This is a genomic window from Pseudomonas sp. 8O (assembly GCF_902506495.1).
Lineage (GTDB): Bacteria > Pseudomonadota > Gammaproteobacteria > Pseudomonadales > Pseudomonadaceae > Aquipseudomonas > Aquipseudomonas chaetocerotis.
Map to the genome: position 1 here is coordinate 217,121 of NZ_LR733267.1, position 14,457 is coordinate 231,577.

Genomic DNA, 14,457 nt, shown 5'->3' on the forward strand with positions numbered 1-14,457 from the left:
GGTGCGCACGGCGCACCCTACGGTCGGACGCCGTGCACACCGAGCCATCTACAAGTCTTCGTCGATGCGCTCGCGCAAATAGGCGTAGAAGGGGTTGGACGTCATACGCTGCAAACTATCGAGCCCCACCACCAACACGCCGTGCTCACCGCGCGGTGCCAGCGTGCCAAGGGCCACGCCGTAGAACTCCTCGGCGGTCGGTTCGCTGCCATACAGCGGATCGTCAGGCGGGAACGGCAATGCGACGTGCGACAGCGAGAACAGCTGGCTCGGGTACTCGACATTCAATGGCGCCGCCACCGCCTCACGCTCGCCAGCAGCAATTCGCCGCGCCTCGACCTGACGACCACCGTTCTGCGCAACGCCGACCACGGTCAGGTCGTAATCACGCTCGGCCGGCGGCAGCAGTTGCTCCAGCAAGCCACTCATGTCCGGTCGCAGCAACGAGCCGATGGCCTGCGAGCGGTTGATGTCGAAGATCACCAGCTCGCTGCCGTTAGCCGGCAGACGCTCGAACAGGTCATGCACCACGGCCGGCGTGCTCACCGTGCTGTCGGCCAACGACTGGAAGGCCAGCACCGGCGGCAATCGTGACAGACGGCCATCGGCCTCGGCAGCATCGAAGGCGTCTTGCACCTCGCTGGTCAGCTCATAGGTCTGCCGCGCTGCATGCACCGGAAAGGAGTTGTACTTGAACGGGTTGAACTCCGGCAGCACATTCATCCAGGCCGACTTGGCGAAAGCAGGCAGCAACGCAGGCAGGGCCGCCAGCCCGGCGTAACGGGCGTAGCTGGTGACGCCAATCATCGGCGAGATCAGCACCAGACGCTGTGGCATGGCCAGGCTCTGGTCCTCCAGCGCAGCCAGGCTGTAGCGCAACGCCAGCGCCCCGCCATTGGAATAGCCGAGCAGATACAGCGGCCCATCAGGCACCTGGCGCCGCGCTTCGCGAACGGCCAAGCGCGTGGCAGCCAGCCATTGCTCCCAGTGCGCAGCGGTGAGCGCCGCCGGCACCGTGCCGTGGCCAGGCATGCGCGGCACCACGGCGAGCAGGCCCTGCTCACTGAGGTGCCGGGCGATATGGCGCAGGCTGTAGGGCGAGTCGGTCAGACCATGCAGCAACACCACCACGCCACGCGCCGGGCCTGACGGCTGCAGGATGAAGGAGCGGTTCCAGTCGCGCGGCAGATTGCCGGGGTAGACCGGGCTATCGCTGGAATAACGGCTGTATGCGGCGCTGCCGGCGGCCGTGACCGGCTCGATCAGTTCACGCTGCAGGTGCTCGAACAGGGCCGCCTCGGCAGCCAGGTAGGCCTGCCAGTCGCCCGCATCCAGCTCGTCGACCTCAAGCTCCTGTGGCACCAGGCGATGCCAGGGCTCCAGCTCGGGCAAAGCCGACAGCCCGGCGATACGAATGCCGAGCAAGACCACCACGATCAACAACACCACCACCAGCGTCCAGGCCATCACGTTGCGCATGCGCGGTAAACGCATCAAGCGCCTCCCTCGAAATATCTGGCCGAGAAAATCCGTCCCGGCGACCGGCTCAGGGACTTTAGTGCAAAGCTGCTGCTGGCCACCACTGGGATTGCTTTTGTGCAACGAGCCAACCAGCACGACATCTGAAGCGATGTAGGCGCTTGCGCGGCGAAAATCGCGACTGCGACTGTATGGATGCAGGAGGTAGAGCGACGAGAGCTGCCCCACAGAGTGGAGCAGCAGCCTGATCAGCCCGCCGCAACGTAGAGCGGCGAGGCGGCCAAGTACAGCATGGCCAGCAGAACGACCAGCGTCAGTGCGTTGAGTTGAATCCGCCGGACCTTGCCAAGGCCGGCAAACTCCTTGGCAACACTCAACACGAAGACGACCCCGACCACCAGCATTGCCGACATGGAAACCAAGGTGTCAGCAAGCCAGCTGTTCATCAGTCGCTCGCTGCCAGGGTAGAGCTCCTGGCTGATCGCCATATAGCTTGGCCTGGCGCTGACCATGCCCCAGTACGCAGCCAGGGTGATCAGTTGCAACAGCAGTAGAAGCAGATTGCACAGGGTCTTCAAACGCGGGAAACGACCCGGATCGCGATTAGCCACAGAGCATGCTCCCGCTCCGGGTCTGCCCCATCATGTCCTTGATCACGCCGCGTACCTTGGTATCGGCCAACTGTCCGCCGTTCGACTCGACCTGCACCCGGCTGAGGGAAAAATGGGCCTCGTTGTTGGCGTCGTAAATGGTGAAGGCGACGTCCACGCTGCCACTGAACAGCAACGTACCCTTGAGCTCGATTTCCCCCAACTTGCCGACCAGCGATGAACGACTGCACAACCAGGCATGCTTGCTGACGTCGATTTTCATCCAGGCAGTTTCGATATGACCGGCGATCAGCGTGCCGCTGTTACCGCCGATCTCAGGCCCGGTAGCGATACCGAACACCTGCGGCTTCTCGGCACTCGAGCGTCTGAGTTGTATGTAGACGCCACTGAACAGATTGAAACCAATGCTGGTCTTGGGGATGGCCGCGCCGACGCCGCTGGCCAGGATCTTCATTTCCATTACATGTTCCCTATGTATAGGTGGATCAGCTGCAAAGCATGAATCAATACGGCCTGCTTTGCCATGAACGAGTACACAAACGGGCGCTCATGAGCCGCTCAGCGCTTCTGACCATCCGAGTCGGTATTGGTGCAGTGCGATCAGCAGACTGCGTTATCTGGGAGCCGCTCAGATGCACCATGTCAACTGAGCAGGCAGCCAACGAGCACCGCTGCTAGGCTGCGCGCATGAATTTCGCCGCTCAACTACAGATACTCATTGTCACCGACCTACAGCGCCTGCGTATCCTGCAGCAGGTGCGCGAGCTCGACCTGCCCGACTGCTGGGTCGCTGCAGGTTTCGTGCGCAGCGCGGTGTGGGATCACTTGCACCAACGCACGCCATCTCCGCTGCCGGAAGACATCGACGTGATCTGGTTCGACTGCGCCCATACCTCTCAGGAACGCGATGCAGAACTGGAAGCGACTCTGCGCGGCGGCAACGGTGACTTGCAGTGGTCGGTGAAGAATCAGGCGCGCATGCATCTGCGCAATGGCGATGCGCCTTACGCCTCGGCTACCGAAGCGATGCGGCATTGGCCGGAAACCGCGACGGCGCTGGCCGTAAGGCTCGATGAAAACGACAGGGTCGAGGTTGCCGCACCACTCGGTCTGGAGGATCTGTTCGGCCTTATCGTGCGCCCGGCCGGACGCTTTCAGAACGAGAAACGGCGGATCTACCAGCAGCGGCTACATGACAAGAACTGGCTGGCAACCTGGCCGAAGTTGAAGGTGCTCCCGTAGGGTGGATCACGCTTCATCGATCCACCCTGTAGTGGATCTAAAGAGCGACATCCACCCTAAGATAGAAACACCGTGGCAGGGGCTTGCGCGGCGACAATCGCGGCTCAAGCCCCCTACCACAACACCGGTCAGATGCCGGCGACCACCGCGCAGAAGCCCGGCGCGCTGGCGGCGAACTGGCTGCACAGGTGATTGATGGAGGTCACCAGTACCTGCTCGGGCGAGGAGATGAAATCCACCGACATCATCACGCTGAGCATGGTGATGGTGACGATGGAGAAGGTGAACAGCTTGCGCGCCCACACCCGATCATCGACCGCCTTGTAGCCCGATACGCCCATCCATAGCCAGTAGGCACCGCTCAGCGCGGCGACCACGAAGTAGCTGTAGCCGGCGTAGCCGCTGAGTGTCAGCATCAGGGTCGCGACTACGAAGGCAGCGATGTACAGCACGATCTGCCGCTTGGCCGCCGAAATCCCCTTGATGACCGGCAGCACCGGGATGTTCGCGGCCTGGTAGTCATTGAAACGGAAGATGGCGATGGCATAGGAATGCGGCATCTGCCACAGGCTGAAGATCAACAACAGGATGGCGGCGCCAGCATCGAACTCGTTGCTCACTGCGCAGTAGCCGACCACGGGCGGTGCCGCCCCGGACAGGCTGCCGACCAGAGTGCCGTACACCGAGCCGCGCTTGAGCCACAGGCTGTAGAGGCCGACGTAGACCACAAAGCCCATCAGCACCAGCATCACGGCCAGGGTGTTGGTGGCGACGTACAGCAAGGCCACCCCCACCACCCCGAGCACGCAGGCATAGACGATGGCGTGCGCAGGCGATACCAGCCCCTGCGCCAGCACCCGGTTACGGGTGCGCTCCATCTTCTGGTCGATGTCCCGATCGATGTAGTTGTTGAACACGCAGCCTGAGGCGATCACCAGCGAAACACCCAGTGCTGTCGCAAGGTAAAGCGCCAGGTTCGCATCGCCACGCGAAGCCAGGAAGAAACCGCCCGTCACGGAAATCAGATTGCCGAAGACGATGCCCGGCTTGGCGAGGTTGAGGTACTGCTTCAGGAGCGCCAGCATCAGTTGATCATCATGTGATAGTGCATGCTCCACATGATCCAGACCGACAGGCCGACCACGAACGCGATGATCAGCACGGTGAAGATCATCGAAACGACGTTCCAGCGCCCCTCCTCATCGGTCTTCATGTGCAGGAAGTACACGAGGTGGACGAGCACCTGCGCCAGGCCGAAGAGCACCACGGTGATCAGCGTCGCGCCACGGCTCAGACCCAGCACGTCAGGATGCATGACCAGCATGAAGGGGATCACGGTAAGGATCACCGACAGGATGAAACCGCTCAGGTAATCCTTGAAGCCCACGGCGTGGGCGGCGTGATTGTCTTGGTGAGCCATTTACAGCACCCCCATCAGGTAGACGACGGTAAACACGCAGATCCACACCACGTCGAGGAAGTGCCAGAACAGACTGAGCAGCCCGACGCGGGTCTTGTTGGTGTCGGTCAGGCCACGGCTGCCGACCTGGAACATCAGCACCAGCATCCACAGCAAACCGGCACTGACGTGCAGGCCGTGGGTGCCGACCAGGGTGAAGAACGCCGACCAGTAGGCGCTGACCTGTGGCCCGGCACCTTCATGGATCAGATGACGGAACTCGTACAGCTCGATGCTGATGAAAGCCGCACCGAACAGGAAGGTGATGCCCAGCCAGCGCAGCACCGCGCCCTTGTCGCCACGGTAGGTGGCGAGCATGGCCATGCCGTAGGTGATACTGGAGAACAGCAGGGCGAAGGTTTCCACCAGCACCAGGTGCAGGCCCGGCCTGAGCATTTCCTTGGCGGTGGGGCCACCGGCGAAGGAATTGCTGAGTACCGCGAAGGTGGCGAACACCGTGGCGAAGATCAGCAGGTCGGTCATCAGGTAAACCCAGAAGCCGAACAGCTTGATGCCACTGCTGTCGTGGTGGTGCTCATGGCCGTGGCCATGAGCGTCGTTTGGATAGTGGGGTTCGTAAGCGGTCATGATCAGGCCTGTACGACTGCGTTGGCTTTGGTTTGGTGGTGCGCCTGCTCGATCCGCGCGATCTCTTCGGGCTGCACGTAGTAGTCGATGTCCTCGTCGTAGGAACGCACGATGAAGCTGACCACGGCGCCGACCAGACCCACGATGGCGAGCCACCAGATGTGCCAGATCATGGCGAAGCCAAAGGCGATGACGAACGCCGACACGATCAGGCCGTTACCGGTGTTCTTCGGCATGTGGATCGGCTCGTAGTGCTCCGGCGCGGGCATCAGCTCGACACCGTTCTTCTTCGCCTCATGGAAGGCGTCGATCTTGTCCGCCGTCGGGATGACCGCGAAGTTGTAGAACGGTGGCGGCGAGGACGTCGCCCACTCCAGGGTGCGGCCATCCCAGGGGTCGCCGGTGACGTCGAGGTTGTCCTTGCGCTTGATGTAGCTGGTGACGAACTGCACCACGGTAAAGACGATGCCGATACCGATCAGCACAGCGCCGACCACGGCCACCTGCACCCACGGCACCCAGGCCGGGTTGTCGAAGTGGTTGAGGCGACGAGTCATGCCCATGAAGCCCAGCACGTACAGCGGCATGAAGGCGAAGTAGAAGCCGATCAGCCAGCACCAGAACGAGTAACGGCCGAAGCGGTCGAGCAACTTGAAGCCGAAGGCTTTCGGGAACCAGTAGATGATGCCGGCCAGGTAGCCGAACACCGCACCGCCGATGATCACGTTGTGGAAGTGGGCGATCAAAAACAGGCTGTTGTGCAGCACGAAGTCCGCCGCAGGTACCGCCATCAGCACGCCGGTCATGCCGCCGATGGAGAAGGTCACCAGAAAGCCCAGGGTCATCCAGGTCATGGCGTTGAGTTGCAGACGGCCACGGAAGATGGTGAACAGCCAGGTGAAGATCTTCACCCCGGTGGGGATGGCGATGATCGAGGTCATGATGCCGAAGAAGGCGTTGACGCTGGCCCCCGAGCCCATGGTGAAGAAGTGGTGCAGCCACACCACGAACGACAGCACGCCGATGGCCGCAGTCGCCCAGACCATCGAGGCATAACCGAACAGGGTCTTGCGCGAGAAGGTCGCCACCACTTCGGAAAACACGCCGAACGCCGGCAGGATCAGGATGTACACCTCCGGGTGTCCCCAGATCCAGAACAGGTTGGCGTACATCATCGGGTTGCCGCCCAGTTCATTGGTGAAGAAGTGGAAATCCAGGTAGCGGTCCAGCGACAGCATCGCCAGGGTCGCGGTCAGCGGAGGGAAGGCACCGCAGATCAGCACGCAGGTAACGAGGATGGTCCAGGTGAAGATCGGCATCTTCATCAGGCTCATGCCCGGGGCACGCATCTTGAGGATGGTGGCGATGAAGTTGACCCCCGTCAGCGTCGTCCCCAAGCCCGACAGCTGCATGCTCCAGATGTAGTAGTCCATACCCACGCCGGGGCTGTACTGGATGCCTGACAACGGCGGATAAGCCACCCAGCCGGTCTTGGCGAACTCGCCCAGGCCCAGCGACAGGTTGATCAGCAGCGCGCCGCCGACGAACAGCCAGAAGCTCAGCGAGTTCAAGTAGGGGAAGGCCACGTCACGTGCGCCGATCTGCAGCGGCACGACGATGTTCATCAGGCCGGTGACCAGTGGCATGGCCACGAAGATCAGCATGATGATGCCGTGCGCGGTGAAGATCTGGTCGTAGTGTTCCGGCGGCAGGTAGCCCTGCCCGTCACCGTGGGCCATCGCCAGGTGGGTGCGCATCATGATGGCGTCGGCGAAGCCACGCACCAGCATGACCAGCGCGACGAGGATGTACATCACGCCGATTTTCTTGTGGTCCACCGAGGTGAGCCACTCGCTCCACAGGTAGCCCCACTTCTTGAAGTAGGTCACCGCCGCGAACAGTCCCAGACCGCCCAGCGCCACCATGGCGAGGGTGATCATGATGATGGGCTCGTGGTACGGAATCGCGTCCAGAGTCAGTTTTCCAAACATATTCACTCCTGCACCTGCGCTGCTTCGTGCATGGCCGTGCTGTGGGAATCTTTCAGGGTCACGTACTGCCCGATCACCGTGTTGAACAGGTTCGGTTCGACCTGGCCGAAGTAGCGGACCGGGTAGATCGGATAGCGGTGGTTGACCATCTCGCCGGGCTCGCCCACCTCTTTGAAGGTGGCGAAGTCCATGACCTCGGGCGACTGCTTGACCTTGTCGACCCACTGCGCGAACGCGTCGTCGCTGACCGAGTGAGTGCTGAAGCGCATGGCCGAGAAGCCTTCGCCGCTGAAGTTGCCGGACTGACCGAAGAACTCGCCCTGCTCGTTGGCGATGAGGTTGAGCTGGGTGCGCTGGCCGCCCATGGCGTAGATCATCCCGCCGAGTTGCGGGATCGACAGCGCGTTCATCACCGTGTCGGAGGTGATGTGGAAGGTCACCGGGGTCTTCTCTGGAATCACCAGCTCATTGACCACGGCCACGCCCTGATCCGGGTAGATGAACAGCCATTTCCAGTCGAGTGAGACGACTTCGATGTTCAGCGCCGGCTTGTCCGATTCGATCGGGCGATAGGGGTCGAGCGAATGCGAGGTTTCCCAGATGATGACCGCCAGCACCGCGACGATGATCAGCGGGACACCCCAGACGACCAGTTCGATCTTGTGCGAATGTGCCCAGTCGGGCATGTAGGTGGCCTTCTCGTTCGACTCGCGGTAGCGCCAGCCAAACCAGAAAGTCATGACGATCACGGGTACCACCACGATCAGCATGAGACCAATGGAGATCAGGATGAGGTTGCCCTGCTCGACACCGATCTGCCCTTTCGAGTTGAACAGTGCCCAGTCACATCCACCGAGCGCTGAGAAGGCAATCGCCATCAGCAACCAGCGCGCACAACGATGGTATTTCTCTTCTTTCATGTCACGACCTTCAACTGAGTGATGCCCACAGTCGGCTTCGGTTGCCGTGCGGCCCATCGAGCAAAAGGCCGGCAGCGAAAACTCAGAGCTTGAGCATCCGTGCAAGCGAAGCGGTAAAACCGTGGGAATCGACGATGTTGCAGGCTATCGAGGCCTCGCACAATTCATTAGCAGCCTACTTATGAGCAAACTGACGGCCTCTCTGCGACATATTTCGCAACATTTACGCAAAGATTTGAAACACTTTGCAGCAAGAAGTCGGCAAAGAATCGAAGGGGTGCGACAAATGATCACAGCCCCGTTTTAGAGCTATTTGTCAGCGAATTGACAGGAATCAATGACACGAAAGATGCTGTTCGCCGGCAGCTCGCCAGATCTTGACATTTAGGATATTTCGAGGGTCTTGAATGCGTAGGTGAGGAGCGTCAGCCCTGCGAAAGGCTGAGCGCAAAGCAGCGCCAGGTAGACGACGGGGACGGCTGGTGTTGTAGCCCGGATGTAATCCGGGGCAATTGAGAGCGGCCAAAAGCATCGCGGCTGAAGCCCCTCCCACGGGCCTGCTGAACGTCTGCAGGCGCCATGCACCTGCAGGAGCGGCTTCAGCCGCGATAGCTTCACCCAACCCACATACAACCCGGAACGATTCGATGTGCCCCGGATTGCATCCGGGCTACGCAATTGCAGCCGACAACGGCTTTTGTGGGAGGGGCTTTAGCCGCGACAAGCATCGCGGCTGAAGCGGAAGCCTCCCCGCCGCTCCTACAGACATTCACCTATCTCGTAGGAGCGGCTTCAGCCGCGATAGCTTCACCTAACCCACATACAACCCGGAACGATTCGATGTACCCCGGAATGCATCCGGGCTACGCAATTGCAGCCGACAACGGCTTTTGTGGGAGGGGCTTTAGCCGCGACAAGCATCGCGGCTGAAGCGGAAGCCTCCCCGCCGCTCCTACAGACATTCACCTATCTCGTAGGAGCGGCTTCAGCCGCGATAGCTTCACCTAACCCACATACAACCCGGAACGATTCGATGTGCCCCGGATTGCATCCGGGCTACGCAATTGCAGCCGACAACGGCTTTTGTGGGAGGGGCTTCAGCCGCGACAAGCATCGCGGCTAAAGCCCCTCCCACAGGCACAGGCACAGGCACAGGCACCCCTACCCTGCTCCCAACCCGACAACCACCCCACCTCAATACTTCCAAGCGCAATAACACCCCACTGCCAGGCCGCTGGCCAGGGACACATGGCGCCCCTGGGTCAGTGCTTCGAGCACCGGCTCGACGAAGCTGTTGCTGGAGTTGCACACCAGCCCCTCGCTGTAAGGGCCGGCATAGGCCAGCTTGCCGTCGCGATCCCAGATCGCCAGGGCCGGGCTGGCCGGCAGCGATTCCATGCCCTCGATCCCCGGCAAGGGCGTCATCCGCCCACGCAGGAACGGCGCAATCTCGCCCGTGCTGCCCGGCTTCTGCACGCTGTAGAACGCGACATCGGCATTGCGGTGCAGGCCGATCAGGTAGCGCAGGTGCGCGTCGGTTTCCGCGTTGCAGGGGCAGTCCGGGTCCCAGAAGTGCACCACCCGGATCGGGCCGGGGCCGGCCAGTTCAGCCGGCAGCTGCAACTCGCCCTGACCGAAGATCACCGTCTGCTCGGCATAAGGCCGCAGATAGGCCGCGCCGCTGAGCCACCAGATCAGCACCACCAGGCCAAGCGCCAACACGCAGAACCCCACCACCAGATGCTTGAAGCTCAAGCGCCTAAGCAGGTTCATGGCTGATGGCCGAACTTGCGCAGGAACTGCTTCTCCATTTCCCGGCAACTTTCCTCGGTGAAACTGCGCTCGGTGGCCTGCGCGCTTTGCCAGCAGGCGTCGATGGCCGCGCGCTCGGCCGCCTCGATCTCGCCATCCTGGGGGCGGGTCATGATGTAGATGAGGCCGGCAAAAATCAGCACCACGAACATCACGCCAGCCACAAACAGGCCCAGGCAGCCACGGCGCCCCAGCCCGGCGTTTTCATCATTCACACTCATCGTTCTTCAGTTTCCGCATTCATCAGTGGATGGCGCGCCCCAACGCCGGGGCGAGCGCCGATCATCAACCTTCAACCAGCGTCCACTGCTTGCTCAGGCGCTTGTCCGAAACCGCCATCTTCGTGCCCAGTTGCTGGGCGAACAGCGACACGCGGTACTCCTCCAGCATCCAGCGATACAACATGAGCTGCGGGTCGCGCTTGCCTTCCTGGGCATGCTTGCCGGTGCGCGCCTGGTACTGCTCCCAATAGCCGCTCAGCTCGCCCGTCCATACACGGTCGCGCTGCACCTGCGCGCCCACCTTGTCCAGGCGCTGCTCGATGGCCTTGAGGTAACGCGGGATTTCCTTGAGCCACTCGCCCGGCGTTTCACGCACAAAGCCGGCATAGACCAGATTGGCCAACTGCTGCTTGATGTCGTTGAGCGCCATGGCCTGGGCCAGGTCGATCTTGCCCTTGAAGCGCTTCTGCAGGCTGTGGTTGAGCTTGAGAATCTCCAACACCAGCCGGGCGATGCGCTCGGCGTGCGCCGTCCAGTCGCCGCGCTTGCGCTCGGCCAGTTGCGCCAGGGCCGCGCCATCACGCGGCAACGTGGCTTCGCCGTCGAGAATGCAGGCATCCAGGCTGGCCAGCAGAATGTCCTCGACCAGCGCGTCGACGCGGCCGATGTCGCGGTACAGCAGGCCCAGCTCGGTCAGCCCCGGCAACTTGCCACGCAGGAATTTCGCCTGTTCGGCCAGTTGCTGCAGCAGCAGGCGTTGCAGGGCGCGGCGGTGCTGGAAGTCGGCTTCGGCCTGGGTCGGGAAGCGCCCTTCCTTGACCACACCGGCCTCCTCCACCAGCGCCGGATAGACCGTCATGGAGAGGCCGGCGATCTTCTGCTGAGCCTTTTCCGCCACCTCGGCGAAGGCCTTGGCCTCCACCGTTTTCGGCTTATCGCTCTGCTGCGGGATGGCCAGCGCAGCCTGGCTGGCTTCGGCGAAACGCGCGGTCAGCTCGGCCAGGTCGCGGCCTTCGCCAAGGAACTTGCCCCGCGCATCCACCACCTCGATGTTCATCTTCAGGTGGCTTTCGATGCTTTCAGCCGCTTCCGCCCAGGCCTCGTCGGACACCCGTGCGCCGGTCATGCGCAGTAGCTCATGCCCCAGCGCCTGCGGCAGCGAGCCCTGGCCGAACACCAGCTTGTCCAGCGCTGCGCCGACGAAGTCCGGCACCGGCACGAAGTTCTTGCGCAGCGCCTTGGGCAGGCCGCGCACCAGGGCGATGCACTTGGCCTCCAGCAGACCCGGCACAAGCCATTCGAGGCGCTCGGGCTGCAGTTGCGGCAGCAGTGGCGCCGGCACGCGCAGGGTCACGCCGTCACGCGGGTGGTTGGGCTCGAAGTGATAGGACAGCGGCAGTTGCAGCTCACCGATGTGCAAGGTGTCCGGGTACTGCGCAGCGGTGACTTCCTTGGCATCGCGGGCCAGGGCGTCTTCCTCGCGCATGATCAGAAGCTGCGCGTCGGTAGCGCTGCCCTTCTTGTACCAGCTCTCGAAACTCGCAGCCTGGTAGATGTCCTGCGGGATGCGCGCGTCGTAGTAGCCGAACAGGGTTTCCTCGTCGGCGAGAATGTCGCGGCGGCGCGACTTGGCCTCCAGCTCATCGAGGCGTTCGAGCAACTGGCGGTTGGCGGTCAGGCAGCGCACACGGCTGTTGATCTCGCCCCGCACCAGGCCCTCGCGAATGAACATCTCGCGCGAAACCTGCGGGTCGATGGGGCCGTAATGCACCGGGCGCCGACCGACGATGATCATGCCGTACAGGGTGATCTGCTCGAACGCCACGACCTGGCCGCGCTTCTTTTCCCAGTGCGGTTCCAGATGGTTCTTCTTCACCAGATGCGCCGCCAGCGGCTCGATCCAGTCCGGCTCGATCTTCGCCACCATGCGCGCGAACAGCTTGGTGGTTTCCACCAGCTCGGCGGCCATCACCCAGTTGGGCTTCTTGCGTCCGATCACGCTGGAGGGGTGAATCCAGAAGCGCCGCTGGCGCGCGCCGAGGTAGTCGCCCTCCTCGGTCTTCTGGCCAATCTGGCTGAGCAGGCCGGCGAGAATCGCCTTGTGCACGGCGGCGTAGTTCTTTGCCCGCACCGCCGCCTCGCTGGCCTCGGCCTGCTGACGGGCGATGGCGTTGACGCGGGTGTCCTTGGTCGGCGCGACGGGTTCGTTGTAGGAGCCGGCTTGCCGGCGATCCGCATGACCATCATCGCCCGCAAGCGGGCTCCTACGGGAAGCATTGCCGCTCAACTGCAGATCACGGGCGATCAGCACCAGTTGCCGGTGCGCATCGCGCCATTCGCGCAGGCGCATATAGTTGAGGAAGTTCTTCTTGCACCAGGTACGCAGCGGGTTGCTGCCGAGCTCCTGGCGCTTTTCCTCGAAGCCGCGCCACAGGTTGATCAGCGCGGCGAAGTCGGAATCCACATCCTTCCACTGCGCGTGCGCCTGGTCGGCGGCCTGCTGGCGATCCATCGGTCGCTCGCGCGGGTCCTGCACCGACAGCGCGGCGGCAACGATCAGGATCTCCTCCAGGCTGCCCTGCTTGGCACCTTCGAGCACCATGCGCCCCAGGCGCGGGTCGATGGGCAGGCGTGCCAGCTGGCGGCCCAGTGGTGTGAGCTGGCTTTCGCGGTTGACCGCCGACAGCTCCTGCAACAGGTTGAAGCCGTCGCTGATCGCCTTGCCATCTGGCGGCTCGATGAAGGGGAAGTCCTCGATGCTGCCCAGGCGCAGGTGCAGCATCTGCAGGATCACCGCCGCCAGGTTGGTACGCAGAATCTCCGGGTCGGTGAACGTCGGCCGACCGAGAAAATCCTCCTCGCTGTACAGGCGAATGCAGATGCCCGGCTCGACCCGCCCGCAGCGGCCCTTGCGCTGGTTGGCGCTGGCCTGCGACACCGGCTCGATGGGCAGGCGCTGCACCTTGGCGCGGTAGCTGTAGCGGCTGATGCGCGCGGTGCCAGAGTCGATCACGTAACGGATGCCCGGCACCGTCAGCGAAGTTTCCGCCACGTTGGTGGCCAGCACGATCTTGCGCCCCGGCATGGGCGCGAAAATCTTCTGCTGCTCGGCCGGCGTCAGCCGTGCATACAGTGGCAGCACCTCGGTAAAACGCAGGTTGGCCTTGCGCAGCACCTCCGCCGCTTCGCGAATCTCGCGCTCGCCGGGCAGGAACACCAGCACGTCGCCGGGCCGCTGGCCCACGCTGCGCTCGTGCTCGGTGATTTCGTCCAGCGCAGCGAGAATGCCCTGGTCGATGGACAGGTCATCGAGCAGACGCTCGCCCTCCTCGTCCACCTCGGCCGCCAGCGGGCGGTACCAGGTCTCCACCGGATAGGTGCGACCGGACACCTCGATGATCGGCGCTCCCGGGAGGCCGGCCCCGCTGAAGTGTTTGCTGAACCGCTCCAGATCGATGGTCGCCGAGGTGATGATCAGCTTCAGATCGGGGCGGCGCGGCAGCAGGGTCTTCAGGTAGCCAAGCAGGAAGTCGATGTTCAGCGAACGCTCGTGCGCCTCGTCGACGATGATGGTGTCGTACTTTTCCAGAAAGCGGTCGTGCTGGGTTTCGGCGAGCAGGATGCCGTCGGTCATCAGCTTGATCAGCGTGCCGTCCTTGCTCTGATCCTCGAAACGCACCTGATAGCCGACCAGCTCGCCCAGCGGCGTACCGATTTCCTCGGCCACCCTCGTCGCCACACTGCGCGCCGCCAGGCGGCGCGGCTGCGTGTGACCGATCAGGCCATGCACGCCCCGGCCAATCTCCAGGCAGATCTTCGGCAACTGCGTGGTCTTGCCCGAACCGGTCTCACCGGCAATCACCACCACCTGGCTCTTCTCCAGCGCGGCCTTGATCTCGTCGCGCTTGGCAGCAATCGGCAGCGCATCGTCGTAACGCATCGCCGGAATGCTGCTACGCCGCGCAGCCACCTTGTCGCTGGACGCCTGAAAACGCGCCAGCCACTGCGCCAGCTTGGCCTCATCGGGCTGCTTCTGCAGCTCATGCAACTGCCGACGCAAGCGATGACGCTCGGCGATCATGACGTGGTCGAGGTTGTGCTGCAGCGTGGCGAGGTCAGTCATCTGGATCGAGG

The 14,457-nt window shown here is 62.8% G+C and carries 12 protein-coding genes; 1 reads left to right on the plus strand and 11 read right to left on the minus strand.

What is annotated here, in order from left to right; genetic code table 11:
• Positions 1-48: 48 nt before the first annotated feature.
• The 3 genes from GV002_RS22205 to GV002_RS22215 all read right to left on the minus strand — a co-directional run bounded on the left by GV002_RS22205 (position 49) and on the right by GV002_RS22215 (position 2,550).
• Complete coding sequence (locus GV002_RS22205) at positions 49-1,494, minus strand: alpha/beta hydrolase (protein WP_160020434.1); 1,446 nt, start codon at positions 1,492-1,494, stop codon at positions 49-51.
• 233 nt (positions 1,495-1,727) lie between these two features.
• Positions 1,728-2,090 (minus strand): hypothetical protein, encoded by a 363-nt coding sequence (locus tag GV002_RS22210; protein WP_160020435.1) that lies wholly within the window; start codon positions 2,088-2,090, stop codon positions 1,728-1,730.
• On the minus strand, positions 2,083-2,550 hold the full coding sequence (locus tag GV002_RS22215) for a hypothetical protein (protein ID WP_160020436.1): 468 nt from the start codon (positions 2,548-2,550) through the stop codon (positions 2,083-2,085). Before GV002_RS22215 ends, GV002_RS22210 begins: the two co-directional genes overlap by 8 nt.
• Before the next feature lie 227 nt (positions 2,551-2,777).
• Between GV002_RS22215 and GV002_RS22220 the strand changes: the two genes are divergently transcribed.
• Positions 2,778-3,332 carry a nucleotidyltransferase family protein gene (locus GV002_RS22220; RefSeq protein WP_160020437.1) on the plus strand — a complete coding sequence of 185 codons (555 nt, stop codon included), beginning with the start codon at positions 2,778-2,780 and terminating at the stop codon, positions 3,330-3,332.
• 128 nt (positions 3,333-3,460) lie between these two features.
• Here GV002_RS22220 and cyoE read toward each other — a convergent pair whose 3' ends face one another.
• The 8 genes from cyoE to hrpA form a co-directional block, all read right to left on the minus strand.
• Entirely contained in the window at positions 3,461-4,417 is a 957-nt protein-coding gene (cyoE, locus tag GV002_RS22225) for a heme o synthase (protein ID WP_160020438.1), read from the minus strand.
• Entirely contained in the window at positions 4,417-4,752 is a 336-nt protein-coding gene (cyoD, locus tag GV002_RS22230) for a cytochrome o ubiquinol oxidase subunit IV (RefSeq protein WP_160020439.1), read from the minus strand. The genes cyoE and cyoD overlap by 1 nt, the downstream gene beginning before the upstream one ends.
• On the minus strand, positions 4,753-5,382 hold the full coding sequence (cyoC, locus tag GV002_RS22235) for a cytochrome o ubiquinol oxidase subunit III (RefSeq protein WP_372241851.1): 630 nt from the start codon (positions 5,380-5,382) through the stop codon (positions 4,753-4,755).
• Positions 5,382-7,370 carry a cytochrome o ubiquinol oxidase subunit I gene (cyoB, locus tag GV002_RS22240; protein ID WP_160020442.1) on the minus strand — a complete coding sequence of 663 codons (1,989 nt, stop codon included), beginning with the start codon at positions 7,368-7,370 and terminating at the stop codon, positions 5,382-5,384. The genes cyoC and cyoB overlap by 1 nt, the downstream gene beginning before the upstream one ends.
• A gap of 2 nt (positions 7,371-7,372) precedes the next feature.
• A complete protein-coding gene (cyoA, locus tag GV002_RS22245; RefSeq protein ID WP_160020443.1) occupies positions 7,373-8,290 on the minus strand; it encodes a ubiquinol oxidase subunit II in 918 nt (305 codons plus the stop codon).
• 1,194 nt (positions 8,291-9,484) lie between these two features.
• Complete coding sequence (locus GV002_RS22250) at positions 9,485-10,063, minus strand: DUF6436 domain-containing protein (RefSeq protein WP_160020444.1); 579 nt, start codon at positions 10,061-10,063, stop codon at positions 9,485-9,487.
• Positions 10,060-10,323 (minus strand): hypothetical protein, encoded by a 264-nt coding sequence (locus tag GV002_RS22255; protein ID WP_160020445.1) that lies wholly within the window; start codon positions 10,321-10,323, stop codon positions 10,060-10,062. The genes GV002_RS22250 and GV002_RS22255 overlap by 4 nt, the downstream gene beginning before the upstream one ends.
• 64 nt (positions 10,324-10,387) lie before the next feature.
• Complete coding sequence (hrpA, locus tag GV002_RS22260; protein WP_160020447.1) at positions 10,388-14,446, minus strand: ATP-dependent RNA helicase HrpA; 4,059 nt, start codon at positions 14,444-14,446, stop codon at positions 10,388-10,390.
• Positions 14,447-14,457: the final 11 nt, after the last annotated feature.